The 24,922-nt window shown below is 55.6% G+C and carries 29 protein-coding genes, 1 tRNA gene and 1 pseudogene; 8 read left to right on the top strand and 23 right to left on the bottom strand.

Annotated elements, in window-relative coordinates:
- Nucleotides 1-12: 12 nt before the first annotated feature.
- The 5 genes and pseudogenes from ACA073_RS09975 to ACA073_RS09955 form a co-directional block, all read right to left on the bottom strand.
- The gene (locus ACA073_RS09975) at nt 13-585 is read right to left on the bottom strand and encodes a BREX protein BrxB domain-containing protein (protein ID WP_013692224.1); all 573 of its coding nucleotides are present in this window, start codon (nt 583-585) and stop codon (nt 13-15) included.
- Nucleotides 566-1,351 (bottom strand): DUF1819 family protein, encoded by a 786-nt coding sequence (locus ACA073_RS09970; RefSeq protein WP_017337796.1) that lies wholly within the window; start codon nt 1,349-1,351, stop codon nt 566-568. Before ACA073_RS09970 ends, ACA073_RS09975 begins: the two co-directional genes overlap by 20 nt.
- Entirely contained in the window at nt 1,348-1,851 is a 504-nt protein-coding gene (locus tag ACA073_RS09965) for a BrxE family protein (protein ID WP_497403102.1), read from the bottom strand. Before ACA073_RS09965 ends, ACA073_RS09970 begins: the two co-directional genes overlap by 4 nt.
- A 55-nt stretch (nt 1,852-1,906) precedes the next feature.
- Entirely contained in the window at nt 1,907-2,821 is a 915-nt protein-coding gene (locus ACA073_RS09960; protein WP_497403101.1) for a WYL domain-containing transcriptional regulator, read from the bottom strand.
- Nucleotides 2,822-3,035: 214 nt separating this feature from the next.
- A pseudogene (locus ACA073_RS09955) lies at nt 3,036-3,302 on the bottom strand (BrxR family helix-turn-helix transcriptional regulator); the annotation flags it as partial.
- A gap of 93 nt (nt 3,303-3,395) precedes the next feature.
- Between ACA073_RS09955 and ACA073_RS09950 the strand changes: the two are divergent.
- From ACA073_RS09950 to ACA073_RS09935, 4 genes are all read left to right on the top strand, one after another.
- On the top strand, nt 3,396-3,671 hold the full coding sequence (locus ACA073_RS09950) for a hypothetical protein (protein ID WP_497403100.1): 276 nt from the start codon (nt 3,396-3,398) through the stop codon (nt 3,669-3,671).
- Between the two features lie 122 nt (nt 3,672-3,793).
- Entirely contained in the window at nt 3,794-4,369 is a 576-nt protein-coding gene (locus tag ACA073_RS09945; RefSeq protein ID WP_497403099.1) for a hypothetical protein, read from the top strand.
- Entirely contained in the window at nt 4,366-4,926 is a 561-nt protein-coding gene (locus tag ACA073_RS09940; protein WP_497403098.1) for a hypothetical protein, read from the top strand. The genes ACA073_RS09945 and ACA073_RS09940 overlap by 4 nt, the downstream gene beginning before the upstream one ends.
- A gap of 999 nt (nt 4,927-5,925) precedes the next feature.
- Nucleotides 5,926-6,510 carry a hypothetical protein gene (locus ACA073_RS09935; RefSeq protein WP_497403097.1) on the top strand — a complete coding sequence of 195 codons (585 nt, stop codon included), beginning with the start codon at nt 5,926-5,928 and terminating at the stop codon, nt 6,508-6,510.
- 787 nt (nt 6,511-7,297) lie between these two features.
- Here the strand turns inward: ACA073_RS09935 and ACA073_RS09930 are convergent.
- The 3 genes from ACA073_RS09930 to ACA073_RS09920 all read right to left on the bottom strand — a co-directional run bounded on the left by ACA073_RS09930 (nt 7,298) and on the right by ACA073_RS09920 (nt 10,115).
- Nucleotides 7,298-7,960: an inovirus Gp2 family protein gene (locus tag ACA073_RS09930; protein WP_497403096.1), complete on the bottom strand. Its 663-nt coding sequence runs from the start codon at nt 7,958-7,960 to the stop codon at nt 7,298-7,300.
- 492 nt (nt 7,961-8,452) lie between these two features.
- Complete coding sequence (locus ACA073_RS09925; RefSeq protein WP_497403095.1) at nt 8,453-8,674, bottom strand: AlpA family transcriptional regulator; 222 nt, start codon at nt 8,672-8,674, stop codon at nt 8,453-8,455.
- A 55-nt stretch (nt 8,675-8,729) separates the two neighbouring features.
- On the bottom strand, nt 8,730-10,115 hold the full coding sequence (locus ACA073_RS09920) for a hypothetical protein (protein WP_497403094.1): 1,386 nt from the start codon (nt 10,113-10,115) through the stop codon (nt 8,730-8,732).
- Nucleotides 10,116-10,284: 169 nt separating this feature from the next.
- Between ACA073_RS09920 and ACA073_RS09915 the strand changes: the two genes are divergently transcribed.
- Nucleotides 10,285-11,328: a hypothetical protein gene (locus ACA073_RS09915; RefSeq protein WP_497403093.1), complete on the top strand. Its 1,044-nt coding sequence runs from the start codon at nt 10,285-10,287 to the stop codon at nt 11,326-11,328.
- Nucleotides 11,329-11,606: 278 nt separating this feature from the next.
- Here the strand turns inward: ACA073_RS09915 and ACA073_RS09910 are convergent.
- The 9 genes from ACA073_RS09910 to thrS all read right to left on the bottom strand — a co-directional run bounded on the left by ACA073_RS09910 (nt 11,607) and on the right by thrS (nt 19,063).
- A tRNA-Pro gene (locus tag ACA073_RS09910) sits at nt 11,607-11,683 on the bottom strand.
- Nucleotides 11,684-11,772: 89 nt separating this feature from the next.
- Nucleotides 11,773-12,129, bottom strand: coding sequence for a MerR family transcriptional regulator (locus ACA073_RS09905; protein ID WP_003179985.1), 357 nt, complete (start codon nt 12,127-12,129; stop codon nt 11,773-11,775).
- Nucleotides 12,110-12,412, bottom strand: coding sequence for an integration host factor subunit alpha (ihfA, locus tag ACA073_RS09900; protein WP_002553164.1), 303 nt, complete (start codon nt 12,410-12,412; stop codon nt 12,110-12,112). The genes ACA073_RS09905 and ihfA overlap by 20 nt, the downstream gene beginning before the upstream one ends.
- A 3-nt stretch (nt 12,413-12,415) precedes the next feature.
- Nucleotides 12,416-14,797, bottom strand: a complete 2,382-nt coding sequence (gene pheT / locus ACA073_RS09895; RefSeq protein WP_497403092.1) for a phenylalanine--tRNA ligase subunit beta — start codon at nt 14,795-14,797, stop codon at nt 12,416-12,418.
- Between the two features lie 26 nt (nt 14,798-14,823).
- Nucleotides 14,824-15,840 carry a phenylalanine--tRNA ligase subunit alpha gene (gene pheS / locus ACA073_RS09890; RefSeq protein ID WP_007905876.1) on the bottom strand — a complete coding sequence of 339 codons (1,017 nt, stop codon included), beginning with the start codon at nt 15,838-15,840 and terminating at the stop codon, nt 14,824-14,826.
- 109 nt (nt 15,841-15,949) lie between these two features.
- Nucleotides 15,950-16,306, bottom strand: a complete 357-nt coding sequence (gene rplT, locus ACA073_RS09885; RefSeq protein ID WP_007905879.1) for a 50S ribosomal protein L20 — start codon at nt 16,304-16,306, stop codon at nt 15,950-15,952.
- Nucleotides 16,307-16,334: 28 nt separating this feature from the next.
- Complete coding sequence (rpmI, locus tag ACA073_RS09880; RefSeq protein WP_002553160.1) at nt 16,335-16,529, bottom strand: 50S ribosomal protein L35; 195 nt, start codon at nt 16,527-16,529, stop codon at nt 16,335-16,337.
- A 60-nt stretch (nt 16,530-16,589) separates the two neighbouring features.
- Nucleotides 16,590-17,141 carry a translation initiation factor IF-3 gene (infC, locus tag ACA073_RS09875; RefSeq protein ID WP_172668659.1) on the bottom strand — a complete coding sequence of 184 codons (552 nt, stop codon included), beginning with the start codon at nt 17,139-17,141 and terminating at the stop codon, nt 16,590-16,592.
- Nucleotides 17,141-19,063: a threonine--tRNA ligase gene (gene thrS, locus ACA073_RS09870; RefSeq protein WP_008023971.1), complete on the bottom strand. Its 1,923-nt coding sequence runs from the start codon at nt 19,061-19,063 to the stop codon at nt 17,141-17,143. The genes infC and thrS overlap by 1 nt, the downstream gene beginning before the upstream one ends.
- A gap of 372 nt (nt 19,064-19,435) precedes the next feature.
- On the opposite strand from thrS, the gene ACA073_RS09865 reads away from it, so the two are divergent.
- Nucleotides 19,436-19,738, top strand: a complete 303-nt coding sequence (locus ACA073_RS09865; RefSeq protein ID WP_497403091.1) for a hypothetical protein — start codon at nt 19,436-19,438, stop codon at nt 19,736-19,738.
- Between the two features lie 292 nt (nt 19,739-20,030).
- Nucleotides 20,031-20,243 carry a cold-shock protein gene (locus tag ACA073_RS09860; RefSeq protein WP_003179963.1) on the top strand — a complete coding sequence of 71 codons (213 nt, stop codon included), beginning with the start codon at nt 20,031-20,033 and terminating at the stop codon, nt 20,241-20,243.
- A gap of 72 nt (nt 20,244-20,315) precedes the next feature.
- On the opposite strand, the gene ACA073_RS09855 is transcribed toward ACA073_RS09860, so the two are convergent.
- Complete coding sequence (locus ACA073_RS09855) at nt 20,316-20,636, bottom strand: I78 family peptidase inhibitor (RefSeq protein ID WP_497403090.1); 321 nt, start codon at nt 20,634-20,636, stop codon at nt 20,316-20,318.
- A 165-nt stretch (nt 20,637-20,801) separates the two neighbouring features.
- Nucleotides 20,802-21,107, bottom strand: a complete 306-nt coding sequence (locus ACA073_RS09850; RefSeq protein ID WP_084318055.1) for a hypothetical protein — start codon at nt 21,105-21,107, stop codon at nt 20,802-20,804.
- 133 nt (nt 21,108-21,240) lie between these two features.
- On the opposite strand from ACA073_RS09850, the gene ACA073_RS09845 reads away from it, so the two are divergent.
- Entirely contained in the window at nt 21,241-21,453 is a 213-nt protein-coding gene (locus tag ACA073_RS09845; protein ID WP_497403089.1) for a hypothetical protein, read from the top strand.
- A 32-nt stretch (nt 21,454-21,485) separates the two neighbouring features.
- On the opposite strand, the gene ACA073_RS09840 is transcribed toward ACA073_RS09845, so the two are convergent.
- Genes ACA073_RS09840 through ACA073_RS09825 form a run of 4 tightly spaced genes read right to left on the bottom strand, consistent with a single transcriptional unit; the run spans nt 21,486 to nt 24,920 of the window.
- The gene (locus ACA073_RS09840) at nt 21,486-22,514 is read right to left on the bottom strand and encodes a nucleoside hydrolase (protein WP_497403088.1); all 1,029 of its coding nucleotides are present in this window, start codon (nt 22,512-22,514) and stop codon (nt 21,486-21,488) included.
- A 43-nt stretch (nt 22,515-22,557) separates the two neighbouring features.
- A complete protein-coding gene (gene rbsD / locus ACA073_RS09835) occupies nt 22,558-22,962 on the bottom strand; it encodes a D-ribose pyranase (protein ID WP_497403087.1) in 405 nt (134 codons plus the stop codon).
- Entirely contained in the window at nt 22,959-23,876 is a 918-nt protein-coding gene (rbsK, locus tag ACA073_RS09830) for a ribokinase (RefSeq protein ID WP_497403086.1), read from the bottom strand. Before rbsK ends, rbsD begins: the two co-directional genes overlap by 4 nt.
- A gap of 24 nt (nt 23,877-23,900) precedes the next feature.
- Nucleotides 23,901-24,920, bottom strand: a complete 1,020-nt coding sequence (locus ACA073_RS09825; protein ID WP_497403085.1) for a LacI family DNA-binding transcriptional regulator — start codon at nt 24,918-24,920, stop codon at nt 23,901-23,903.
- Nucleotides 24,921-24,922: the final 2 nt, after the last annotated feature.

The raw sequence follows: 24,922 nt of genomic DNA, 5'->3' as shown, positions 1-24,922 counted from the left end.
TTACCTCAATGATTAGCCGCCGACGTGGACAGAGCGGTAGTTGCCATCGTCGGGGTAGAACCCCAGGAATTTGAGTCGTGTCTTGCCGGTGCGCACGCCAGGGTAGAAGAACACCGTGGGCACATGGAATTTGCCTTGCAGTTTGCCTTCGATGACACCGATGCGTGTGTAGGGATGCAACGCCTCAAGATCGGTGACCAGCAAAATGGCCTTAGGCTTGCCTTCAAGTTCGGCCAGCTTGGCTTCGATGCGTGCCTGCAACGCGCCATTACTGATGGCATTGGCGAGCGACGCATTGGTCTTGTCCCATGCCAAGGGCGCTTTCTGATCGGCAGCGAGCCAGATCTTGCGAAGCGGTGCCTTCTCGATAATGTCTGCAACATGCTCGGCGATCGAAAAGGTTTCGACTTCCCAGCCTTCGTTGCGCAGTCGGTGCATCCACGCTGGTGTTTCGCGCTTCACATTGAGGATCTGATTCGGCGGAAAAACCAAATAGAAAATGGGCTCGAAGCTGGCATGGCCAAACTCGCGCCCCTGCTTAATTCGCTCCATCAACTCATTGAAATCAGCTTTGAGCGATGACATCGATCAGTTCCTCCATGCTTTTATAGGTCCACCCGATATGCACGACATCGGAAGCGGCCTGAAATATGAGCAGGCCTTGTAATGACAAACGTTTCAGTTGGTCTCGGACGTCAGTTCGTTCCAGTCCAAAGAGATCCCAGTCGGAGCTTGAAACAATTTGGTTGTCACCAAGACCACTGAACTTCAAGTCGTAGGCCAAGTAGGCGGCGACCTTTGGCAAGATGCGATAAGCAGCAATCGAGCGCTGGTTGCGGCCTGTGGTTGTCAGCAATCCATAGTCGGCGCAGCAGCCCATCAAATACGATGAGATGCGCTTGATCGTGGTCTCAGACCATGGCTTTTGCGTTTTTCCTTCGCGCACGCTGTTGGTAACAAAGGTGCGTGCGTCTTCCAGCTGGAGATCATTTCGCCCTGCTGAATAGCGCGCCCAATAAACCTCTCGAACGAAGTCTGCCAATACAAGATTGGCTCGCGCGGTATAGATGAAAAGCAGCTGATTGAGCTCGGCGGTCGTGAAATGATCAACCAGGGACTTGAGGCGCGCGGCAACGTATGGGTCGCGCATGTAGCGTGGGGCAAAGCACTCGACAACAATATTGCGTAGGCGCCTTGCCGTTACCAATGGGAAACGACCCGATGCCAGCGCGGCTTCATAAAGCTGCGACGCACTCATGCCAGGTTGATAAACCTGGAGCAGTTGCCTTGTTTCTTCTAGGAGCCCCAGTCCGGCTTGTAGCTGAGTGGTGTAGTAGCGCTGTTGACTCACTCAACCTCCCGAACGAAGGGGAACGTCTGAATTCCGGAGGTCAGGGCTGCACAATAAAAGCCCGCAGCACGTTGTAGCTCGGCTTGTATATCTTGACTCATCTGGCCCAGCGAAACAGGGCCTGGCGATGCGGACTCTGGTTTATCCGCCAACTCAGCCAGGCGCACCATCGCCAGCTCACGACTTGCCAATCTGCCTTGCAAGATTTGCACGAAAGCGGTGTCATTGAGCGCATCAGCAGATGATTGCTCGAGCCCGATCGGCAAACGAAATAGGTGATAGATACGGCCAACACCAATGACCTCGTCGTGAACTTTAGCTGCCGCCGCAGTTGCCCCCTGGTATTGGGCAAGAAACAGAGATCGGTTGAATATTGGAGCCAAAAAAGCAGCCGCTGTAGCGCCAAAGAACTCGCTGCCCCACCAATTAGCCTGGCCCTTTTCCCCCAGGTAACCAACCAGTATCCGGAGCTCTGCGATTGTTTTTGCGATGGTATTCATCAAAAGTCCTAAATCGTTTTTTCCAGCTGGGCAGCCGAGCAGTTTGGCAGCACAGTTAATAATTTGTCTTCGCCTCGTCCAGGCGGGGTTCTTTGTAGCCTGGAGCCAAAACAGCATTTTTGACACCGTACAGCGCCAACTGGTCCTTCAGCCAAAGTCGGTACTCATGTCCACGCAGACTATGGCCTGGCGAGCAGTCCACGCTCCATTGCCTTAGGATGTATCCGGCAGTGGCGGCTCGCAGCTTCATGTGCAGTGCCCCTCCATCCATCCCATAATCCATTTCGGTTATTTCTGGACGCGGCTGGCTCGGATGCGGCACCAACTCTAACTCGACGATTCGAGTCCACTGAATGTCTTGATCGCTCATCTCGTGAGGAGCCACGGACTGGCCATTAAGCACCACGGGGCGCTTTATCCGAGTAATGACGAAGTCGCGGAATTCCTTTGACTTCCGATCGAACGCGCGAACATGCCAGCGCAAGCCCGTATCGATCAAAGCAAAAGGCACGATCTCGCGTTTCGATTTGCCACTGGAAATCGAGTGGTACTCAACGGCCAAGGGGCAGCACTGATGGATGGCACGCGTCACACTCGCCAGTACGTCCAAGTCAGGGTTCGTCAGCCTAGAAGGAGTTTCACTAGGCACCCAAGCTTTTAACTTAAGCGGCTCGCCATCACCGAAGGCCTGAGTCAGCCACGACATAACTCTTTCGGCCGGGTAATCGAACAGCGAACGGAAGTCAGCACCAAGGACATAGGTCTTGGCCTTGGAGTCATAGTCGATATTACCGGAGGCTAGCTCCCTATACAGCGCAAGATCCCGGGTCGCCGCAGCGGACTGGATGGCAAAGCGCTCCACCAGATCCTGTCTCCGAATCTCCCCGACGAAACGCACACGCAGCTCGATAAAGGCTAGGCGGTCACGCTGTGGCTGAGCGAGTTCTGCAAGAGCGTTTATGGGCGTCATATGAATTAGCGGCACGTGATCTGACTATTTAACGGATATTATTGTACGCCTTAGGCGCATGTCCATATTTGTATTTTACAAACATGGTGGTACTCATTTTGATTACCTAATCTTCCATGCATTAGAAAATGCAAGTCGCGCCTGATCGCGACGAGTCGGCATTTTAGAGATGCCGCCCAGACACTGCATATCGAGCTCTAGCGGTGCCGTTCTAGGCGCTGAAACTGTCGTCGATGAACAGGGGCTTGAACTGTTTGCCTTCCACATAACCCTTGATCTGTCGATCACATGTAAGCTTTTTGGGCGCATGCTCGGTGATGTAGGTATTGATGTCCTTAGACGCCTGCTGACGGCTGATACCGAAGCTCTGCATCAAGTGTCCCGTGGTCAACCGGCCCTCCCACCAGGAAACGGTCTCAATCAAACGATAGCGAAGTGCCAGATCCCAGCGGACCTGTTCGATGGACTGCTCGCGTTTCATATCGCCTCCTTGTGAATGAATACTTTACCTGTATAAGTCTACATTCTGGACGTGTCGTTTAACACTACATATCGTGACTTTGGAGTTGACGACATGAGGGACATGTTTATGGATGGTTTGGATTGGATAGCGTTGGTAGCGATGCTGATGCTGTTGATGATCCTACTGATGCTTTTGGTGCAGTTTCTGCAGACTAATAAAGCCTGGAGATTGCTTGAGCATTGGCATGCGACGAAGAAAGAGCGGCAGACGCGGCTGAGCTGGCATGCCGAGGAGAATCACGAGTTGAAATCGGCGCTGCGAGCAGAGAAGGCTCATGTGGAGCAGTTGCAGCGCAAGGTTGAGATGCTGCAGGCTTTGTTGCCCTAGGCGTGAGGTCCGGGGCCTTGATTCAAGGTCCCCGTGATTGGCGCCGATACAGTGCGTATCTGTAGGGCCACATATCCTCTCGTGTTGCAGGATGGGCGGTCACCCGGGATGTAAAACCGGTCTTGATCGGCGCCCTGTGCCTTAAACCGGAACTTAGACAGAACGCTCAAAAAGGACATGCGATGACAGCACTCATTTCAAAGGCTCAAGCCGAGTTCGAGCTTGCACTGATGCAAGCCGAAAGTGATTCCATGGCCAGCAGCGATCTTTATATCTGGTTGCGCGAATGCGGTTTGTCGCCGGAAATCGCCGTACGGCTCAAAGAGCTGGTGAACGTGACCCAACGTATCAGTAACAAGGTTGTCTCCATCGGCAAGCTGATCGTGATGAAGTTGCGCGAATTCATCACGGCGCACAAGGGTCTGGCCATTGGCACCCTAATGGGCGCGGCCATTGCTTCGCTGGTTGCTGCGATACCGTTGCTCGGTTCGATATTGGCGCCCCTGGGTGCGTTGCTGGGCCTGACGATCGCGGTTTCCGGTCATCAAAGCGATAAGCAACCAACCGAGAGCGGGGACGGTGTGAGCTTGCTGGCACTTCCGCAGAATTTGATGGAAATCGCCCGGACGTACTTCGATCTATTCATTGAAACGCTCCAGGCCGTCATGGCTGAACTGACTTCGGTGAAGGCCTCATGAGTCGGCAGCCAAAGGTCAGCAAAAAGCAGCTCCTCAAGGTTATCGACGAGCTAGAACGCACACCCCAGGACCGTGTAGGCATCCTGGGGGAAGTGGGCATCAGCACGCTTGGTATCGGCCTCGGCGCCGCCGCAGCCGGTACTGTGGCAGGTATCGCCGGTGCGACCAGTATTCCAGTCCTCACGACGGCCGCCGGTTGGGTCGGTGTTACTGCCGTGGCGGCGACGCCACTTGGCTGGGCACTAGGCGCTGCGGCAGCCGGTGGCGTTCTGGCCTACGGCGTCTCGCGCTGGATTCGCGGCGGTGCGATGGCAGAGGGGCGCAAGCAGGAGTTGTTGATGGTCTATCAGGAGCGGTTGGCGGAGATGGAGACCAAGGAACGCATGGGTGCTGTCACGCTGTTGGACAAGTCCGGCTTTATCTCGTCACTTCGCGAGGTGATCGAGAAAGATGTCATCAGTGCCGATAAGGCCCTGCGGCTGATTGAGGCAGTGGAAGGCGGGAAGTTGCCGTTGCCTGAGGCCTATCGATTGGTGAACGGGCTCTTGCAGGGGTAGTGCGCGCTGGGCGCAGCAGTCAATAACACGCCGACGGATCATCCAGTCACGACGCGTCTTGTCGCGCTGCTCCCTCATGCTCGCCTCATTTGGAATCAGCCAACCACAAGGGGCCGTCGCATGAAAAATCTGTTCGCAGTCATTGGCGTCATCATCGTCGTAAAAAAGGGCTACGAGTTCTTCCGCGAATACCACGAGATGAAGCAGGAACTGGACAAGCGCACCAGTGATTCGGCCTGACTCGGCGCGGTGTCGGTTACTCCATTTTTTCTACGACTAGCAGGTTATCTCTATGCCTTGGCCACCGCATCCCTTCACATTCACCTGCCCTCAATGCCACTGGCATAAAACGACGGTGCCGCCCAGCGATGCGCTGCGTGAGGGCAAAGACTGGTTTTCAGCCTGCCCTTCATGCCAGCACGTTGATCTGGATGTCCGGCCTGCGTCGGGGCTGGAGATCTTCAAGGCCAAGCTGTTGCAACAGTAGCGCTAAATAAATGAGGCACGGTTAGTACTGACAGTGGACTTGCTGCTCGCTGACCAGGGCGTGCTGCAGTGCCTCCGCCGTTTCTACCTGGATTTGCGGGGCTCGAAGGTTGAAATCCGGTCGACCACCCTCCTGGACTAGGCGACTGATGACGATTGCAGCATGTGATTCAGATAACGGAAGTCGTGGGTTGATGTAAGGAAGAAGCATGATCGTGCCTGCTGGAGAACAGATTGAGTAACGGGGAGCTAAGCAGCTCCCACCTGATCAGCTGATTTGGTTCTTGCCCCACCTCCCTGACCTAGCACCAGCTCACCGCTGTCTGATGTGCAGAGCCATTCAGACGCTTGGAGCACTCCCTGCTCATTGGATTCTGAGGGTCAAGGAATCGACGAATCTCTGAAGGTGACTAATTAAGTTGCCTTACTCAGAAGGCAGATTAGCGTTCCGAAATCTCTCTGATGGGTTGGAAATAGGGAGCGACGCCTCGATATAGCGAGGGTGAGCGTCTTTTGGCGTTCTGGTTCCAGGTCACGGCGTGTGACCTGATTACCTTGCCCCTCATTGCACCCGGCAACTGGCAACTGGCAACTGGCAACTGGCAACTGGCAACTGGCAACTGGCAACTGGCAACTGGCGGTCACAATCTCACTTCCGGGCATGTACAGGAAATTCAAATGGATGACGTTACGTTTTACCTATGTGTGGGGGGACCGTTTGACGGTACGAGCATCACTATTCTGCACGGACAACCGTGTTACAGGTCCCCAGGAGCGCCACCCGAAGCCCATCCTTCAGCGCTAGAGGGTGAGGCTCTTGAAGCTTTCGGTTATTACCAACTCCAACTTCATCCACAGCTCGGAAAGGCCTGGGTTATTCCAAAACCTTTTAGCATCACCGTGATGCACTCTGCTGGTGATCAGCATTGCCATGGTAAAGCTCTACTGTTCGAGCCCTCCTATGGTGGCAACCCAATCAGTCATGAAAACTTCCAAACTTTGGACGGGAAACCCTATCCGCCTCACCAGCCATTGCTCTGCGAAACTTGCGGCGTGCAAATCGTAAACCTGTTTGATTGCGCCGTAGACATGGATTAGTTGGAAAGCCATGCTTGCCTTGTTGATCTCTCCAATCTTCGAGGTTTCCCGGGGGCAGATCTATTGGCGCATAGACCGACATTGAGTCCGACTGTCAATCATCTCGCCTTAATATGCGATTGCGTCCATCTCCCGAGAGCTGAACTGTAGGCGGATTGTTTCTACCAGTGCGTTCATCGATTGAACACTGCTCAAACAGCCGGTCTCATCTCATTCAGGCAGACCTGCCCCACCGGACTGAGCTCAAACCCTATCTCTCGGTACGCCATCCAGAACACCTCTTGAATCTCATCGTCGCATCGTTCCGCGTATGTCCCACATATCTGTGGCACACAGCGGAATAGCTTGGTCAGCGATTTCGACGTGATCTGCTCATCCCCCACAGCATTCAAGGTGACATGGCAGGCAGGCTCGTCCGTGCCAGTGACAGCCTCGAGCACAGGTTGATTAAGATTGAAGTACCAGAACAGGATAGATCGATGCGTGAATCACTGATGGGAAAACTCTTGAGTGCTCCTGCTAAATAATTGATGGACTGAGAATGGAATTAGCGAAATAGCTCATGCCCAAGAGCATGTCCCTAGCTATACAACGCCATTGCTCACGCATGGCCAGCCCCCACACGGAACGTGCAGTCGTATGCAAGCACAGGGCGAGGCTGGAGGCGTGAGGTTGGCGTTCGGTAGTCAGGGGGAATCCTCGCCCGATGACAAGCCGATCTGGATTGGAATCAAAGATGACGTCGCTGCGGGAAAAGGAGTTCAGGCTGTGGCGGTGACGCCATCACTCAGCGCCTGCTGCAACCAAACGCCCGGCATCGACTGCCGAACTCCTTGGTCGCGGCCTTGGCGAGGTAGCTCACTCGGTGGAAGTACCGATCCATCTGCGCTGGATCGTCCTGAGAGAGGTTGAATGTGGCGTTTGCCGGGATATGCACCAAGCCCTCAGTATCGTCGACGCATATTTTCAGCGCGCTGGCCCATGCGGACTGAATGCGGCTGTAGAGATTCTCTCTTTCAGATTGAAAGCATCCCACCGTGTGGAACGCATCCCTGTTGAGCAGCAGGACAAAGTGAAAGTGCGGGCGCCCCTCTCGCCCTACCTCTCTAACCCAGCACCAGCGAACGCTTGTCTGATGGGCAGAGCCATTCAGACGCTTGGCACGCTCACGTGCAATTTCAATCTTTGTGGACAACGAAGCGACAAACCTGGAGATCACAGCGTTGCTTGATGTAGGTGGCAAATAATCATCTGGGAAGCGCAGATCGAAACGTACCGCAAACACCCGACGGTGGGCACTCAGTGCCGACTGAGTCGTTTCAAGAAGACTTTGCAGGTATTCGGCGATGAAGGGGGCGTGGGACGCCATCACGGGTAGACCGCAAAAGGTGTCATCGTAATGCAGGTGAAGATTGCTGTTGCCGGCGTGACGCTTGGATTGACGAGCCATGGAAGGTGTTCCGCTGAGTGAATTCATAAACTCAGCGGACTGGGTATTTACTTACGATCAACTGGGGGACTGACCTCGTCTCAGCGCTTGGCGCTGATCCTGTTGCTAGTGACATCGCGGGGATGGATGACTGAGCTAATGCGCTTACCCTTCATGGGGTAAGCCTGATAGGTTTCTGAATTCTGAAGCTTGGCAGATGCAATTGACTGTGATGGCTGACGCTATGAGCAATGGATATCTCGTATAGATATTGGCTATGGATATCGACTCTATGAATGACTCTATAAATATAACTCTATAAATAATACTAATACCGAGATCCAGCTCCCCACGCCTGCAAGGGCGTGGGGAGCGGCTATGCCAGGGAACACGGGAAGAATGGGACGATTTCACTGATTCAGATACTCTGGAACTAAACCACTTTTGGGAATCATCCGATCAGCACGAACGCCGACCGAATGACTGGGCGCCAGCTCAACACATCGACGGGGATCATGCAGCCTTCAGCTGCGACACCGTAGAGAGGGACTCATGTCGATCACGAGCCTCGATCCTGGCCATGACCCAGGTCATGACCTCACTTTCAACCCAGGCCACCGCTCTTTCACCCAGCGACACTGACTTAGGGAAGACTCCGTCTTCGATGTACTTGTAGATGGTGGACCGACCTAGCCCAGTGACGTGTTTGACATCCTTCAGGCGAATTAACCTCATGAACAGGCTCCTCTGTATTCCGTTCAGAGGATTGGGAGATCCTGTAAGTAAATACCTAAGTGGCCGCCCCCTCGCTGCCTGGCCGGGTCAACAGCCCATAGCGGTATCGATCCACAAGGGGGATCTCAGACTCCCGTCCAAAATACTGCTGCTCTGCTGATGGTTCGATGACTAAACAGCTCCAGCCATCATCTAACTCACGGGGAAGCGCAAGCAACGCGAATCGATAATAACCAAGGGCCATGGGCTGAGGAATGATGGCGAAATCCATCGTACCAAATGAAACATCGGATGCTTGGCAAAGCAGATCTTTGATCCAGATCGCCAAATCGTGTGCCCAGTGACATAACTCTTCCACCAACAAAACGTGCTGATCATCAATTTCTTTCATCTGCTCAGTATCTGCAACTGGCAGCGGTTTCTGTCGCAGAAAGTCCTTGCCAATGAGCACTCGCCACTCTTGAGCGTCGATCCACCTGTTAAACGGCTGGACACCTAGATCAGACCAATGCTTGGATAGAAAACCAGCGGCATATTTTTCCAGCATCGTCTGTAATACACGAAAAAATGATCGGAACTGCCCTTCAAAGGCACCAAGAAGCGGCGTGCACGGTCGCCTTCCATAAACCTTGGAACTCCCCTTGGAGAAGACGGTTTCGCTATAAAACCTGTATGCGTGCAGCACATCTGGTTCACGGTCGGGGAATGGGTCCCCTGTTACGCAAACCAGAACTGACGTGACACTTCCTTCGCCTGATAGCTCAGGGTGGTTCAGGTTGAGGAAATAGATGCTTTTCGTTTTGGCAGAAAGAAGTGTGCCGGTTGCACCCGGCACATAAGCCCGTATCAGCCCCTGATCTATCAGTCCCCGCACTCTGTACCTCAAGCGTTCCTGACTGAGCCCCGTGGCCTTGCGCAGCGCTGAAGAGCCCAGGTCGCTAACCACGCCAAAACGGTCGGCGTGGCATAACAACACAGTCAGCAACAGGCGATTCACGACACTCAACTGACCGGGCCGTATTTTCCTCCGTATATCAGCTAACGGAGCCAGATCGACCTTTTGCTTTTCAGGTTTTTCGCTTGCTTGGACAGGCCTCTTAACTTCGTGCTTCAGCAGACTGGCGACGGTTGCCGCATGCTGCATTGTTGGCAGCCGCGCTGCCTTATCAAGGTCTCTGTGAAAATCCTCCTGGAGTCGGTAGCACCTCTTCGGTTGCCCCCTGCCCTCGGGAGTGGACGAAACGGTCATTACACCGCACTCAACCAGCTCTTTCAGCGACTTAGTCACCTGGCGATCAGAGAGCCCAAACTGATTCGCAAAAGCCTTCACTCCAAGGCTGACGGGCTCCGCTATACCAAAGTTCTGAATGAACCGCACCAGGAAATATTTCCCCTCTGGCTCAAGTCCTTTTACCTCACAAAACAATGCAGCTACAAACACGCAGAACCTCCACAAAGCCAGGGCACAGGAGGTCATTATATCGCAATAATTACAGGCTGTTTTTAGATGAAGTCCGTGACTTCATCACGTGACGACAAACATGATAAAGTCACGTGATGAAGAAAAGGGTATACGTTCACAAAATTACGCTGAACATTGAGGGGGAGTTATGGGCCAGAAGTTAACTGGACTTACATGGCTTGATAGCCGAAATCACGAGCAGCTGAAATGGGCTCACAAGTACCTGCAAGGGAAAGGGGTAATAAACCAGCAACAGCCATACTTAACGAGCGATCAGCTCATTCAGATCGGCGAAGGCTTGGAGAACTCTAGAAATGGCGTATTGACCCTTGGGCGGATGAGAGACGCATGGCGACAGGTAAAATGCAACGCCTCGGACAAGGACAAGAAACGGAAGACCTCCGCCTTCAAGCTCAGAATCGACGTAAAGAATGAACTGACACGACTCGCCAAGATGAACCAGATCCCCGCAGCCGACATGCTTGGCAGGTTGATTTTAGGTGGTCCGAACAATGATGCAGCTCGGCACGGAGAGCTCAAAGCTCAACTGAGGGATTCAAGAGGGGAAATTAAAAAACAAAAAGATACCAGCGCGATCCTAGCGGACTTACTGAAGAACAGCATAAAAACGCTGTGTCAATTTGAGATCCAACTACAAGACGCCCGCTTTTCGGCTGAATCCAGCCCCAAGGATCAGTCGAGGAAAGTGAAGAAGCTATATAAGCAACGAATGAACGACATCACGGATGTGATAACAGCCCGGACTAGACTCTCACCCGAAGAACTCTTTGAACGGATCATACAAAAAAACGTTTCTGCATACCGCGCAGCGGAAGAGGGTGAAGACAGTACACCGACGCAGCCAACCCAGGCCCAGATGACAATTGATGAGAACCCAGTCGCTGACCCAGCACCTCAGGACCAGCAGACTCCAGAAGCAAAGCTAGAGCCCAGCAATGCACTCATGAGCAATAGCTCCAATCCAGTGATCTACCATCCTGTTAGCGAGGACCTGGAGGCGCAAGCCAATGAAAGCGCCTCAGCCCACCTCAAGACAGGAGGACCATCCCCGAGCACTCATGCTGCCACACAAAGCCCACTCGGCGGCGGTATAAGCTTCAAAGCCTTGGGAATCTCCTTCGCGAACAAGAAGAAGCCCATCACTTCGACAGTTAAGTCCGAACCTGATTAAAACCAGGTCATGCGACACCTTCCCTGGCAGGCGCCGTACTCCTCGGGCAGCATGCACCGATCGCAAAAAGTCACGGCCCGCCCAGGTGGGTCCGTTTTGAACCGGCAGGATGGGTCAGTTTGCATTAGCACTGATAACTGTCCTGCAACCACCAACCTGACATAGCAACGCAATGCGCCAGCAAGTCTCAATTCACTACCATTTAACTACCAGAAACCCTAAATCGCAGATATGAAAAAGCCCAATCTTTTCGGACTGGGCTAAGTCATTGAAAAATATGGTCGGGACGGAGTGATTCGAACACTCGACCCCTAGCACCCCATGCTAGTGCGCTACCGGACTGCGCTACGCCCCGACTAGGCGTGAAACTCGTTCTTCATCTCGAAGAACGCTCAAGAATATATCGCAAGCTTTTGAAAACTGGAAGTATTCAAACGCATGAATTTATTTCTTGAGCACCACCAGCACATCTTCCAATTCGGCAATCATCTGCCGAATCATCTGTTTGTATTGCGTGGTGTCGTCTTTGGCTTCATCGCCGGACAAACGCAAGCGCGCGCCGCCGATGGTGAACCCTTGATCGTAAAGAAGCGCGCGGATCTGCCGGATCATCAGCACATCTTGTCGCTGATAATACCGGCGGTTTCCGCGCCGTTTGACGGGGTTGAGTTGAGGAAACTCCTGCTCCCAATAGCGCAGCACGTGCGGTTTTACGGCACACAGCTCGCTGACTTCACCAATGGTGAAGTAGCGTTTGCCTGGGATGACGGGTAGCTCGTCGTTATGACTTGGTTCCAGCATAAGCCTCAACTCGGGCCTTCAACTTCTGCCCTGGACGAAAGGTGACCACACGGCGAGCCGTGATCGGGATTTCTTCACCCGTTTTCGGATTGCGGCCAGGCCGCTGGCGTTTGTCCCGAAGGTCGAAATTGCCGAAACCGGACAATTTGACTTGTTCGTTGTCTTCAAGAGCGTGCCTGATTTCTTCAAAAAACAGTTCGACCAATTCCTTGGCTTCCCGTTTATTCAGGCCCAGCTCTTCATACAGACGTTCCGCCATTTCAGCTTTCGTCAGAGCCCCCATACGTCACTTCCTTAACGTGGCGTTCAACCTTTGTTCGAGCGAGGTGAGGATGTTTTGCGTCGTGGTATTCACCTCATCGTCATTAAGAGTGCGCGATGGATGCTGCCAGGTCAAGCCAACTGCAAGGCTTTTTCTATCAGGATCAATGCCTTTACCCTGATACACGTCAAATAGCCTGAGGTCTGTGAGCCATTCGCCTGCATTTTCACGGATTACGTCCAGCACGGCACTGGCTGCAACGCCGGTCTCGGCTATCAGTGCCAAGTCACGACGCACTTCAGGAAAGCGCGATAACTCCTGGAATTTAGGCATTTTGCCCAACGCCACTTCGGCCAGAACCAGCTCGAAAACGAAGACCGGACGATCGAGACCGAGGTTTTTCGACAATTCAGGGTGAATCGCGCCGACGAAACCTACCAGACGACCTTCACGTTCAATACGCGCGGTTTGACCCGGGTGCAGCGCAGGGTGTTTACCCGGCACGAACGTGAACGAATCCAGCGCACCGGCGAAGCCCAGAACCGCTTCCACGTCAGCTTTGACGTCGAAGAAATCCACGACATCGCGACCTTGCGCCCAGCCTTCCGGCAGACGGCTACCGCAAACAACGCCGGCCAGCATCGGCTCTTGCTTCAAGCCATCCAGTTGACCAACGAAACGCAGACCGCTTTCGAACAGACGGACGCGATCCTGTTGACGATTCAGGTTGTGCTGAAGCGCCTTGACCAGACCTGGCCACAGGGACGAGCGCATGGCCGCCATGTCGTTCGAGATCGGGTTGGCCAACAGCAGCGGCTCGACACCCGGATTAAACAACTCGAACTGTTTTGGGTCGATGAAACTGTAGGTGATCGCTTCCTGATAACCACGAGCCACCAGCAGGCGACGCAGTTCAGGCAGATCGCTACGCGCTTCAGCCTTGGCTTGCGGCGCCAGACGGGCTTGCGGGTAGCGAACCGGCAGACGGTTGTAACCGTACAGGCGGGCCAGCTCTTCGATCAGATCAACTTCAAGGCTGATGTCGAAACGATGGCTTGGCACTTCAACGCGCCACTGCCCTGCCCCATCGGCAGAAATCTTCAGACCCAGGCCGCTGAGCAGTCGCTCGACTTCGGCCGAATCCATTTCCATACCCAGCATCTGAGTGATGCGTTGCGCGCGCAGAGTAACCGGCGCAATCGAAGGCAGGTGCTGTTCGCTGACGGTTTCGATGATCGGGCCGGCTTCGCCGCCAGTGATTTCCAGCAGCAGGCCAGTGGCGCGCTCCATGGCTTCACGGGCCAGTTGCCAGTCCACGCCACGCTCGTAGCGGTGCGAGGCGTCGGTGTGCAGGCCGTAGGAACGAGCCTTGCCAGCAACGGCAATCTGATCGAAGAACGCACTTTCCAGGAAAATGCCGCGAGTGGTCGCGGTGTTGACGCCGCTGTGCTCGCCACCCATGACGCCGGCGATTGCCAGGGCGCGGGTGTGGTCGGCGATCACCAGCGTATCGCTACGCAGGGTGACTTCCTGACCGTCGAGCAGCACCAGCTTCTCGCCTTCTTCGGCCATGCGCACGCGGATGCCGCCATTGATTTCGGCGAGATCGAATGCGTGCAGCGGTTGACCCAGCTCCAGCATCACGTAGTTGGTGATGTCGACGACAGCGTCAATGCTGCGCACGTCGGCACGACGCAAGCGCTCGACCATCCACAGCGGCGTAGGCTTGGACAAGTCAACGTTACGGATCACACGACCCAGGTAACGCGGGCAAGCGGCTGGCGCCAACACTTCAACCGAACGCACTTCGTCGTGCACGGCTGGAACGGAGGCGATGACCGGGCGGGTGACTTCGGCGGCGTACAGCGCGCCCACTTCACGAGCCAGACCGGCCAGGGACAGGCAGTCGCCGCGGTTCGGGGTCAGGTCGACCTCGATGCTGGCGTCGTCCAGGCTCAGGTATTCACGGATGTCTTGACCGACCGGCGCATCGGCCGGCAATTCCATCAGGCCATCGTTGCCTTCGCCGACTTGCAGCTCGGTTTGCGAGCACAGCATGCCGTTGGACTCAACGCCACGCAGCTTGGCTTTCTTGATTTTGAAGTCGCCCGGCAGTTCGGCACCGATCATGGCGAACGGGATCTTCAGGCCCGGGCGCACGTTCGGCGCACCGCACACGACCTGGAAAGTCTCCGAGCCATTGCTGACCTGGCAAACGCGGAGCTTGTCGGCGTCCGGGTGCTGCTCGGTGCTCAGCACCTCACCCACCACCACACCACTGAATTCACCGGCGGCCGGCGTAACGCTATCGACCTCAAGACCGGCCATCGACAGACGAGCAACCAGCTCATCGCGACTTACCTGCGGGCTTACCCAGCCACGCAGCCATTGTTCACTGAATTTCATCCTGCTCTCCTAAGAATTCGTTACGACTAGCGAAATTGCGCGAGGAACCGCAAGTCGTTGTCGAAGAACAGACGCAAGTCGTTCACGCCGTAACGCAGCATGGCCAGACGCTCCACGCCCATGCCGAAGGCAAAGCCCGAAAATTCTTCCGGGTCGATCCCGGACATGCGCAGCACGTTCGGGTGAACCATGCCGCAGCCCATGACTTCCAGCCAGCCAGTCTGTTTGCAGACACGGCAGCCTTTACCGCTGCACATCACGCATTCCATGTCGACTTCAGCGGATGGCTCGGTGAACGGGAAGTACGAAGGACGGAAACGCACGGCCAGTTCTTTTTCGAAGAACACGCGCAGGAACTCTTCGATGGTGCCTTTCAGGTCGGCGAAGTTGATATCACGGTCGACCAGCAGGCCTTCGACCTGATGGAACATCGGCGAGTGGGTGATATCGGAGTCGCTACGGTACACACGGCCCGGGCAGACGATGCGGATCGGCGGCTGTTTCGATTCCATGGTGCGGACCTGTACCGGCGAGGTATGGGTGCGCAGCAACATGTTGGCATTGAAATAGAAGGTGTCATGCATCGACCGGGCCGGGTGATGGCCTGGGATGTTGAGCGCTTCGAAGTTGTGATAATCGTCTTCGACCTCAGGGCCTTCGGCAATGCCGTAGCCGATGTGGGTGAAGAACTGTTCGATACGTTCCAGAGTGCGAGTAACCGGATGCAAACCACCCGAGGTCTGGCCGCGGCCAGGCAGGGTCACGTCAATGGACTCGGCAGACAGTTTGGCGGCCAGGTCGGCCTCTTCAAACAGTGCCTTGCGGGCATTGAGAACCTCTGTGACACGCTCCTTGGCAACGTTGATCAGGGCGCCGACTTGCGGACGCTCTTCTGCCGGCAAATTCCCCAGGGTCTTCATCACCTGAGTCAATTCACCTTTTTTGCCAAGGTAGTGAACCCGGATTTGCTCCAGGGCATTGATATCTTCAGCGCTTTGCACAGCCTCTAGTGCTTGAGAGACGAGCGCATCCAGGTTTTCCATGTACAGACTCCAGATACAAAATAGGGGAAGAGCTTGAAGGCTCTTCCCCTATTTATGACGTTTAACACCTGGCCCCACAGAGGTGAGGCCGGGTGACTGTCGGGGGTACTTAAGCCAAGGTGGCTTTAGCTTTCTCGACAATCGCAGCAAACGCCGCTTTTTCGTTCACTGCCAGATCAGCCAGAACCTTACGGTCGATCTCGATGGACGCTTTTTTCAGGCCGGCGATGAAACGGCTGTAGGACAGACCGTTGATACGTGCACCAGCGTTGATACGAGCGATCCACAGAGCGCGGAACTGACGTTTTTTCTGACGACGGTCACGGTAGGCGTATTGGCCTGCCTTGATTACCGCTTGCTTGGCAACACGGAATACGCGCGAGCGAGCGCCGTAGTAGCCTTTAGCAAGTTTCAGAATTTTTTTGTGACGTTTACGGGCAATGACGCCACGCTTTACACGAGCCATGAGTTACTTCCTCTATTCTTGACTAAAATTAACGAAGGCGCAGCATGCGCTCGACTTTTGCCACGTCAGACGGATGCAGCAAGCTGCTACCGCGCAGTTGACGCTTACGCTTGGTCGACATTTTAGTCAGGATGTGGCTCTTGAAAGCGTGCTTGTGCTTGATACCGTTAGCAGTTTTCAGAAACCGCTTAGCAGCACCACTTTTCGTTTTCATTTTTGGCATGTTCGGATACTCCGCATTCAGTTGATAAACATAATCAGAAGGCCTGCCGTGCCCTGTTGATTACTTCTTCTTTTTCGGGGCGATGACCATGATCAGCTGGCGTCCTTCCATCTTAGGATGCTGTTCGACCGAACCGTACTCGAGCAAGTCACCTTCAACTCGCTTGAGGAGTTCCATCCCCAGCTCCTGGTGGGCCATCTCACGGCCGCGGAATCGCAAGGATACCTTGGCCCTGTCCCCATCACTCAGGAAACGTACCAGGTTGCGCAGTTTTACCTGGTAATCCCCTTCCTCCGTCCCTGGACGAAACTTGATTTCTTTAACCTGAATCTGCTTCTGGTTTTTCTTGGCCGCGGCAACCTGTTTCTTCTTCTCGAAGATCGATTTGCCGTAGTCCATCAGTTTGCAAACAGGGGGTACTGCATCGGCGGAAATTTCCACCAGATCCAGTTTGGCCTCTTCAGCCTTAAGAAGCGCGTCTTCAATTGACACAATCCCAAGCTGTTCACCTTCAGCCCCAATTAACCGAACCTCGCGTGCCGAGATATTCTCGTTGATCGGGGCTTTCGGTGCAGCTCGTTTATCTTGTCTCATTTCACGCTTAATAATAATTACTCCGAATCTGGGCGACCACGCCGGGAAACCGCTTGCGCGAGAAACTCAGCGAACTGGGCGACGGGCATCGAGCCCAGGTCAGCACCTTCACGAGTACGCACAGCGACAGTCTGCATCTCGACTTCCCGATCTCCGATAACCAAGAGATAGGGAACCTTGAGCAAAGTATGCTCGCGGATTTTAAAGCCGATCTTTTCATTTCTCAAGTCAGACTTGGCACGAAATCCGCTTTCGTTGAGGGTTTTTTCAACCTCGGCGGCAAAATCGGCCTGTTTGTCAGTGATATTCATGATCACTGCCTGAGTCGGTGCAAGCCACGCAGGGAATGCACCCTCGTAGTGCTCGATCAGAATTCCGACGAAGCGTTCGAAGGAACCCAGGATCGCCCGGTGCAACATCACCGGGTGCTTGCGACTGTTGTCTTCGGAGACGTATTCGGCTCCCAGACGGACAGGCAGGTTAAAATCGAGCTGCAGAGTACCACACTGCCAGACGCGGCCGAGGCAATCTTTCAGCGAGAACTCGATTTTCGGACCGTAGAACGCACCCTCGCCCGGCTGCAGATCGTACGGCAAGCCAGCGCTATCAAGGGCTGCAGCCAATGCAGCTTCGGCGCGGTCCCACAATTCGTCGGAACCGACGCGTTTTTCCGGACGAGTGGACAGCTTCATCTCGACGTCTTTGAAGCCGAAGTCGGCGTAGACGTCCATGGTCAGCTTGATGAACGCGGCGGATTCAGCCTGCATTTGCTCTTCGGTGCAGAAGATGTGGGCGTCGTCCTGAGTGAACGCACGCACGCGCATGATGCCGTGCAGCGCACCCGATGGCTCGTTACGGTGGCAGGCACCGAATTCGGCCAGGCGCATCGGCAACTCGCGGTAGCTTTTCAGGCCCTGATTGAACACTTGCACGTGGCAAGGGCAGTTCATCGGCTTGATGGCATAGTCGCGGTTTTCCGACTGAGTGGTGAACATGTTGTCGGCGTAGTTGGCCCAGTGCCCGGACTTCTCCCACAGGCTGCGGTCAACGACTTGTGGAGTCTTGATCTCCAGGTAGCCGTTGTCGCGCTGAACCTTGCGCATGTACTGCTCGAGTACCTGATAAAGCGTCCAGCCGTTCGGGTGCCAGAACACCATGCCCGGCGACTCTTCCTGGGTATGGAACAGGCCCAGACGCTTGCCGATCTTGCGGTGATCGCGCTTTTCAGCTTCTTCGATGCGCTGGATGTAAGCCGCCAGCTGCTTTTTGTCAGCCCATGCGGTGCCGTAAACGCGCTGCAATTGCTCGTTCTTGGCATCGCCACGCCAGTAGGCGCCGGACAACTTGGTCAGCTTGAAGGATTTCAGGAAACGCGTGTTCGGCACGTGCGGACCGCGGCACATGTCGACGTATTCTTCGTGATAGTACAGGCCCATGGCCTGCTCGTTCGGCATGTCCTCGACCAGGCGCAGCTTGTAGTCTTCGCCACGGGCCTTGAACACTTCGATCACTTCGGCGCGCGGAGTGACTTTCTTGATCACGTCGTAATCTTTTTCGATCAGCTGCTGCATGCGCTGTTCGATAGCGGCCAGGTCGTCCGGAGTGAAAGGACGCTCGAAGGCGATGTCGTAATAGAAGCCTTCGTCGATGACCGGGCCGATGACCATTTTGGCCGTCGGGTACAGCTGCTTGACCGCGTGGCCGACCAGGTGGGCGCAAGAGTGGCGAATGATCTCCAGCCCCTCTTCATCCTTTGGCGTAATGATTTGCAGCGTAGCGTCGGCGCTGATGATGTCACTGGCGTCGACCAGCTTGCCATCGACCTTGCCGGCCACGGTGGCCTTGGCCAGACCGGCACCAATGGATGCGGCGACCTCGGCTACGGAAACCGGGTGATCGAAGGAACGTTGACTGCCGTCGGGAAGAGTAATAGTTGGCATGGCGCCTCCTCTCCTAGTGGTGACCCCTACCAAAGGTCACGTGGGTTGGGATGAGCCAGTACAAGATCCGGTCCAGGCCATTCAATGACGAACGCCTGCCTTACAGCGGCAGGAGCCTTGCGGCCAACCGGAAAACCGAACCAGAGTGACTGGGATTCAAATCAGGGTTATTCGGACATTGCCGCCACCGGGACTGAAGGTCATCCGGAGCTTGCAAATACCCGAGCGGGGCATGCTAGCACAGATGAACGGTCGTCGCGGTGCCGGGTGTTCTGCGGGGGTAAATCAGGTGTTTTTATGCCATTGTGCTGAACTTGAACCCTGCTTTACCCCTCAGATGACAAGACATTGACCCACAAGGAGCATCCCAGCATGCGTCTGAATCGTTTGTTCGCAGTAGTCGCCCCCATCGTCCTGCTGCTGCCACTGGCCGCCCATGCCGATTGGCCAAAGGGCGAGCGCGATAAATACATGGCTCAGTGCACCCAGGCAGCTACTCCGCAGATCGGCCCGGCGGCGGCAAAAGCTCATTGCGCTTGCGGCGCCGATGCGATCAAGTCGTACCCGGCCAGCGACATTCAGGCATTGATGGACAACAAGGCCAGCGACGCACTGAAACAAAAAGCACTGACCCAGATTTCTTCGTGCAAGGCCGATAACAAGGCGAAAAAATAAGCCCGAAAGGACGCTTTGAAGGCCTCAACGGCCGATGAAAAGCCCCTGAAAAGCTGTTTTTCGTACAATTGATGCAGGTTTTACAGCTTTTTTTATCGTCTTTACTTTCGGCCGAAAGCCTTTTAAAACGGGGCTTTCAGCCACATCAAGCAACAAAGAAAGCGCGACTGCAGGGCAAACAGCACGTCCGGGGGGCTCCCAAAGCGAACATTTCGACTATGATACCCCGGTGTGCCCAGTTGGCCTGAGCAGCACAGTACTACTGAAAATATATGTTTCTTGGAGATACACCATGTCTAATCGCCAAACCGGCACCGTTAAATGGTTCAACGATGAAAAAGGCTTCGGCTTCATCACTCCTCAAGGTGGCGGTGACGACCTGTTCGTACACTTTAAAGCTATCGAAAGCGACGGTTTCAAAAGCCTGAAAGAAGGCCAGACCGTTTCCTTCGTGGCTGAGAAAGGCCAAAAGGGTATGCAAGCTGCTCAAGTTCGCCCAGAGTAATTTCCAGGCGCACTAAAAAAACCCCGTCCATGTGACGGGGTTTTTTATGGGTGAAGCAAAAACCTGACGGTATCAGCCGCAGCTGATGCGCGTGACCACCAGGTTGTTATCGGTGTTCAGGTTCAGGCGATCGGAGCGGTACTCCAGGGTCACCATATCGTTTGGCTTGAGGATACGGGCATTTTGCGCGCCAGCGCGAAGGCGCGCCTGCTCCAGCAGTTCGGGCGAAGCCTTTTTGCCAATGGTGAATTCGGCAGCCTTTGCTTCGCAGCGGCTGTGACCGGTATCAGTCGTCGTGACAGGGTCTGTTGACGATTCGGTGGACGTACTGCTGCATCCTGCCAGCAGACTAGCGGCCAACAAAGCACCCAATGACGCGAGCTTCCAAGGCATGAAGCCTCCTTTTTTCAATAGTTAAGCTGAGAGCGTGCGACCGCCACTCTGGCGTTTGGTTTCACAGGCAGCGCTTTCACCCTACCCTCGATCCGGACAATCGGCGAGTTTGCCTGAGCCTTCCTACCGGTTCATCCCTCAATCGTGACTGAATATGAACAGCACTCAATAAATGTCGATGTAGTCGAACGGTGGTGTCGGCCAGTTCTCTTTCAGCGCATTGAAAATCTGCATGACCCAGACCTCGTCACTGGCCGCGACCAATCCCACATACCCGGAGCCCTTGGCCCACGTCTCCAGACGAAACAGTAGACCGTCTATGTCGGTGCCGCCCACGACGCCCGATGAAATGTAAGCGATGCCGCCCTTGGTGACCCGCAACTGAGTGTGCTCATCATCGCTGGCGCTGGCCAGTAGCTGGCGCACCGCTTCAAGGGTCAAGCCGTCAGGAGTGTTCAAATCGATCTGCACAGCGCTGTCCTTGAAAAACTCATCAAAGAGCAAGTGTCGCATAGCCCTCCTCTCATGCCTAAGTCGGAGTGCCAAATGTCCGGCAAAAATGGTTAACTCACCCTCAGACTTTCCCGAACTCACGAGCGCCATCATGACCACTGTAAGCATCGACGCCGACATCAAAGCCAAATGGCCGCAAGGTCATAGCTCCTACAGCCCGGGCAGCCCGGAAGAGTTGGCAATCATTGGTATCGATCTATTGGTCAAGGAACTGGGGACTGAAGCAGCGCAGTCCTTCATCGCGCAGGTGTTCGAGAAGTACCCGCCCGACTACAAGGGCGCTGAATACAACGAAAGGGAGTGAAACCCGCAGGCTGGCACCTGCGGGGGTGAAACTTATTTCAGACGCGCCAGACGCTGGGTCAGCAGGTCGAAGAAGCCTTGGGCGTCGCCGCTTTCAACCCAGAAAGCGTTCTTCGGCGCTTTCAGGCCGTCATACCAGTCGACGACGGTTTGACCGAAGGTCGGACCTTCGCGACTATCAACCACCACGTTGACCGAACGGCCGGTGAACAGCTCCGGCTTGAGCAGGTAGGCAATGACTGTAGCGTCGTGCACCGGGCCACCCGGAAGACCATAGTGCTCCATGTCGCCTTTGACGTATTCGTTGAGAATATCGCCCACCAACTTGCTGGCGTTGTTGTTCAGTGCCGCGATCTGCTTCAGCCGTGCTTCGCTGGTGAGGATCTTGTGGGTTACGTCCAACGGTAGATAGGTCAGTTTGACACCACTTTTCAACACCACTTCCGCAGCCTGCGGGTCAGCGAACAGGTTGAATTCGGCCACCGGGGTGATGTTGCCACCGTTGAAGTGCGCGCCGCCCATGATCACCACCTCCTTGATGCCCTGAACAATTTCAGGTTCCTGGATCAGTGCCAGGGCCAGGTTGGTCTGTGGACCGAGCATGGCGATGGTGATGCTGTGAGGCTTGGCGGCTTTCAAGGTATCGATCAGGTAATTGACCGCATTGCCCTTGGCCAGGCCTTGCTTCGGCTCATGCACGGTGACGCCCGACAGGCCTTCCTTGCCATGAATGTTCTCGGCATAGATCGGCGTGCGCATCAGCGGCTTTGGCGCACCGGCATACACCGGCACCTCTTCGCGCCCTGCCCACTCGCGGGCCAGCCGCGCATTACGCGAGGTTTTGTCCAGACGCACGTTGCCGGCGACGGTGGTCAGCGCGCGGATGCTCAATTCTTCCGGTGATGCCAGGGCAAACAGCAAGGCCACCACGTCATCGGCACCGGGGTCGGTGTCGATGATCAAGTCGATCTTTTCCGCCGCCTGGGCGCTTGTTGCGGTCATCAGGGACAAAAGCAGCAGACTCCGGAACAGATGGTGCAGTTTCTGAGCATAGCGGTGCATGGCGCACTCCTTGTGCGTGGGAAAGCAGAGAGACAACGGCGAATCAGAACGTCACCCCGGCCACCAGCACGATGTTGCAGTACGGCTGACATTCGCCTGTACGAACAATCGCCCGTGCTTGTCGGCTCAAGACCTTGAATTGCTCATGACTGAGCAGCTCACGCTGACCCAGCGCGCCTTCGGCATTCAGTTCGTCCAGCGTGACCAGCGACGACGGCTGCTTGTCCAGGATCTCTTGGGCCAATACGTGGCGTTCGACCTGCATTTCGCTTAGCACGACTTTTACTGTGCTGATGAAATCCGGAATGCCGTGGGTCAGGGCCAGATCGATCAGCTCGACGCCCGGCGGCACCGGCAGACCGGCATCGCCAATCACGACCATGTCGCCGTGGCCCAGGGAAGCGATCAGTCGCGACAGCGCGACGTTCAGCAGAGGTGTCTTTTTCATGGTGTTTTAAAGGCCTGTACATCGGACAAATCAGGAATCGAGGGTTGCGCGCCAGCACGGGTCACCGACAGCGCAGCGGCCACCTGACCGAAACGGATCGCTTCGCCCTCGTTTTTGCCGGCCGCCAGCGCGGCGGCGAAACCACCGACAAAGGTGTCGCCAGCGGCCGTGGTATCGACAGCTTTTACCTTCGGCGCCGGAAAGTGTTCGAAGCTTTTGCCATTGGCAAACAGCGAGCCTTGGGCACCCAGAGTGATGATGACTTTGCCCGCCCCCATGGCAATCAGCCGGGTCGCTGCGGTTTCAGCGGTTGCCAGCGAATCCACCGGCAAACCGCTCAGCGCCGAGGCTTCGCTCTCGTTCGGGATCAGGTAATCGATGGCCGCATACCAGTCTGCCGGCAGCGGACGACTGGCGGGTGCCGGGTTGAGGATCACGGTTTTACCCAGCTCACGACCACGCTTGAGTGCATGCCCGACCGTGGCCTCCGGCACTTCCAGCTGACAGATGATCACGTCCGCCGCCTGCAACACCGCGTCGAAACGATCGATCACTTCCGGCGTCAGCGCTCCATTGGCACCGGCGACGATGACGATCGCATTCTGGCTGTTGTCATCGACCACGATCAGCGCCACGCCGCTGGCACCGTCGACGGTGCTGACCGCCTGACAATCGATCCGGTCGGCCAACAGCGCCCCGCGCAATTCCTCGCCATAGGCGTCAGTACCCACGCAACCAACCATCGACACCTGCGCGCCCAGCCGCGCCGCAGCGACCGCCTGATTGGCGCCCTTGCCACCGGAGATCGTGGTAAACGACTCGCCGATCAGCGTTTCACCGCCACGGGGCAACCGCGACGCGCGGGTCACCAGGTCCATGTTCAGGCTGCCTATCACCACTACTTTTGCTGACATACATCACTACTCATAAATGCTATTTCAACGGAAGTGGTCAAAAACACCGGCCAGTGGCGCAGTCGATTCCCGCAAGACAATACTGGGCGTCACGATCCGTTGATCAGTGGCCATATTCGGTGTGGCGATCCTGCGCAAAAGCACGCTGGCCGCCATCTCGCCGAGTTGCACGATCGACTGGCCCACGGTGGTCAGCGCCGGATAGACATAACGGCTCATCTGGATATCGTCGAAGCCAATCACCGACAGCTCGCTCGGCACACGAATATTGCGCTCGGCGGCGGCTCGCAGCACGCCGATGCCGATCATGTCGTTGCCGGCAAAAATGGCGCTCGGCGGGTTCTTTTCCAGCAGGATCGCGGCGGCGCTGTAGCCGCCAGTGCTGGTGAAATCACTTTCCAGCATGCGCTCGCGAGGCACTTCGATGCCCGCCTCTTTCAGCGCGCGGCAATAACCCGCCAGACGCATCTGCGCCACGCTGGTACTTGCCGGCCCGCCAATGGTGGCGATGTCCCGATGCCCCAGCTCCAGAAGGTGCCGGGTCGCCAGATAAGCGCCGTACTCATGATCGATGCGCACCATATCGGCATTCACGCCTTCCAGTCCGCGGTCGACGATGACCATCGGCGTGCGCACGCCTGCCAGACCTTCAGCCAGCCCCGCATCACCACCAGCCGACGCCACGATCAACCCGTCGATGCGCTTTTCCAGCAACACGCGCAGGTAGCTGCGCTGCTTGTCCGGGTTGTCGTCGGAGTTGCAGAGGATTACGCAGTAGCCATTGCGCTCGCAGTAATCCTCGATGCCGCGAGCGAGCTCGGCGAAGTACGGGTTGAGGCTGTTGGGCACCAGCAGGCCGATGGTCGCCGTGGTCTTGGCCTTCAATGAGCGGGCCACGGCGCTGGGTACGTAGTCGAGACTTTTGATCGCGGCCTCGACCTTGATCCGTACTTCCTCGCTGACCGGCCGGGACTTGTTCACCACGTGGGAAACCGTGGTGTAGGAAATCCCCGCGAGCGCTGCCACATCCTTGATCGTTGCCATGA

The organism is Pseudomonas sp. LBUM1670 (genome assembly GCF_059695695.1).
The sequence above is the reverse complement of the archived record's forward strand: the minus strand, read 5'-3'. Positions and strand labels throughout refer to the sequence as shown.

Coding starts and splice junctions, on each gene's coding strand:
- ACA073_RS09975 (WP_013692224.1), bottom strand. CDS start 585: ATGTCATCGCTCAAAGCTGATTTCAATGAGTTGATGGAGCGAATTAAG.
- ACA073_RS09965 (WP_497403102.1), bottom strand. CDS start 1,851: ATGAATACCATCGCAAAAACAATCGCAGAGCTCCGGATACTGGTTGGT.
- ACA073_RS09960 (WP_497403101.1), bottom strand. CDS start 2,821: ATGACGCCCATAAACGCTCTTGCAGAACTCGCTCAGCCACAGCGTGAC.
- ACA073_RS09950 (WP_497403100.1), top strand. CDS start 3,396: ATGAGGGACATGTTTATGGATGGTTTGGATTGGATAGCGTTGGTAGCG.
- ACA073_RS09940 (WP_497403098.1), top strand. CDS start 4,366: ATGAGTCGGCAGCCAAAGGTCAGCAAAAAGCAGCTCCTCAAGGTTATC.
- ACA073_RS09930 (WP_497403096.1), bottom strand. CDS start 7,960: ATGGCTCGTCAATCCAAGCGTCACGCCGGCAACAGCAATCTTCACCTG.
- ACA073_RS09925 (WP_497403095.1), bottom strand. CDS start 8,674: ATGAGGTTAATTCGCCTGAAGGATGTCAAACACGTCACTGGGCTAGGT.
- ACA073_RS09915 (WP_497403093.1), top strand. CDS start 10,285: ATGGGCCAGAAGTTAACTGGACTTACATGGCTTGATAGCCGAAATCAC.
- ACA073_RS09905 (WP_003179985.1), bottom strand. CDS start 12,129: ATGCTGGAACCAAGTCATAACGACGAGCTACCCGTCATCCCAGGCAAA.
- ihfA (WP_002553164.1), bottom strand. CDS start 12,412: ATGGGGGCTCTGACGAAAGCTGAAATGGCGGAACGTCTGTATGAAGAG.
- pheT (WP_497403092.1), bottom strand. CDS start 14,797: ATGAAATTCAGTGAACAATGGCTGCGTGGCTGGGTAAGCCCGCAGGTA.
- pheS (WP_007905876.1), bottom strand. CDS start 15,840: ATGGAAAACCTGGATGCGCTCGTCTCTCAAGCACTAGAGGCTGTGCAA.
- rplT (WP_007905879.1), bottom strand. CDS start 16,306: ATGGCTCGTGTAAAGCGTGGCGTCATTGCCCGTAAACGTCACAAAAAA.
- rpmI (WP_002553160.1), bottom strand. CDS start 16,529: ATGCCAAAAATGAAAACGAAAAGTGGTGCTGCTAAGCGGTTTCTGAAA.
- thrS (WP_008023971.1), bottom strand. CDS start 19,063: ATGCCAACTATTACTCTTCCCGACGGCAGTCAACGTTCCTTCGATCAC.
- ACA073_RS09865 (WP_497403091.1), top strand. CDS start 19,436: ATGCGTCTGAATCGTTTGTTCGCAGTAGTCGCCCCCATCGTCCTGCTG.
- ACA073_RS09860 (WP_003179963.1), top strand. CDS start 20,031: ATGTCTAATCGCCAAACCGGCACCGTTAAATGGTTCAACGATGAAAAA.
- ACA073_RS09855 (WP_497403090.1), bottom strand. CDS start 20,636: ATGCCTTGGAAGCTCGCGTCATTGGGTGCTTTGTTGGCCGCTAGTCTG.
- ACA073_RS09845 (WP_497403089.1), top strand. CDS start 21,241: ATGACCACTGTAAGCATCGACGCCGACATCAAAGCCAAATGGCCGCAA.
- ACA073_RS09840 (WP_497403088.1), bottom strand. CDS start 22,514: ATGCACCGCTATGCTCAGAAACTGCACCATCTGTTCCGGAGTCTGCTG.
- rbsD (WP_497403087.1), bottom strand. CDS start 22,962: ATGAAAAAGACACCTCTGCTGAACGTCGCGCTGTCGCGACTGATCGCT.
- rbsK (WP_497403086.1), bottom strand. CDS start 23,876: ATGTCAGCAAAAGTAGTGGTGATAGGCAGCCTGAACATGGACCTGGTG.
- ACA073_RS09825 (WP_497403085.1), bottom strand. CDS start 24,920: ATGGCAACGATCAAGGATGTGGCAGCGCTCGCGGGGATTTCCTACACC.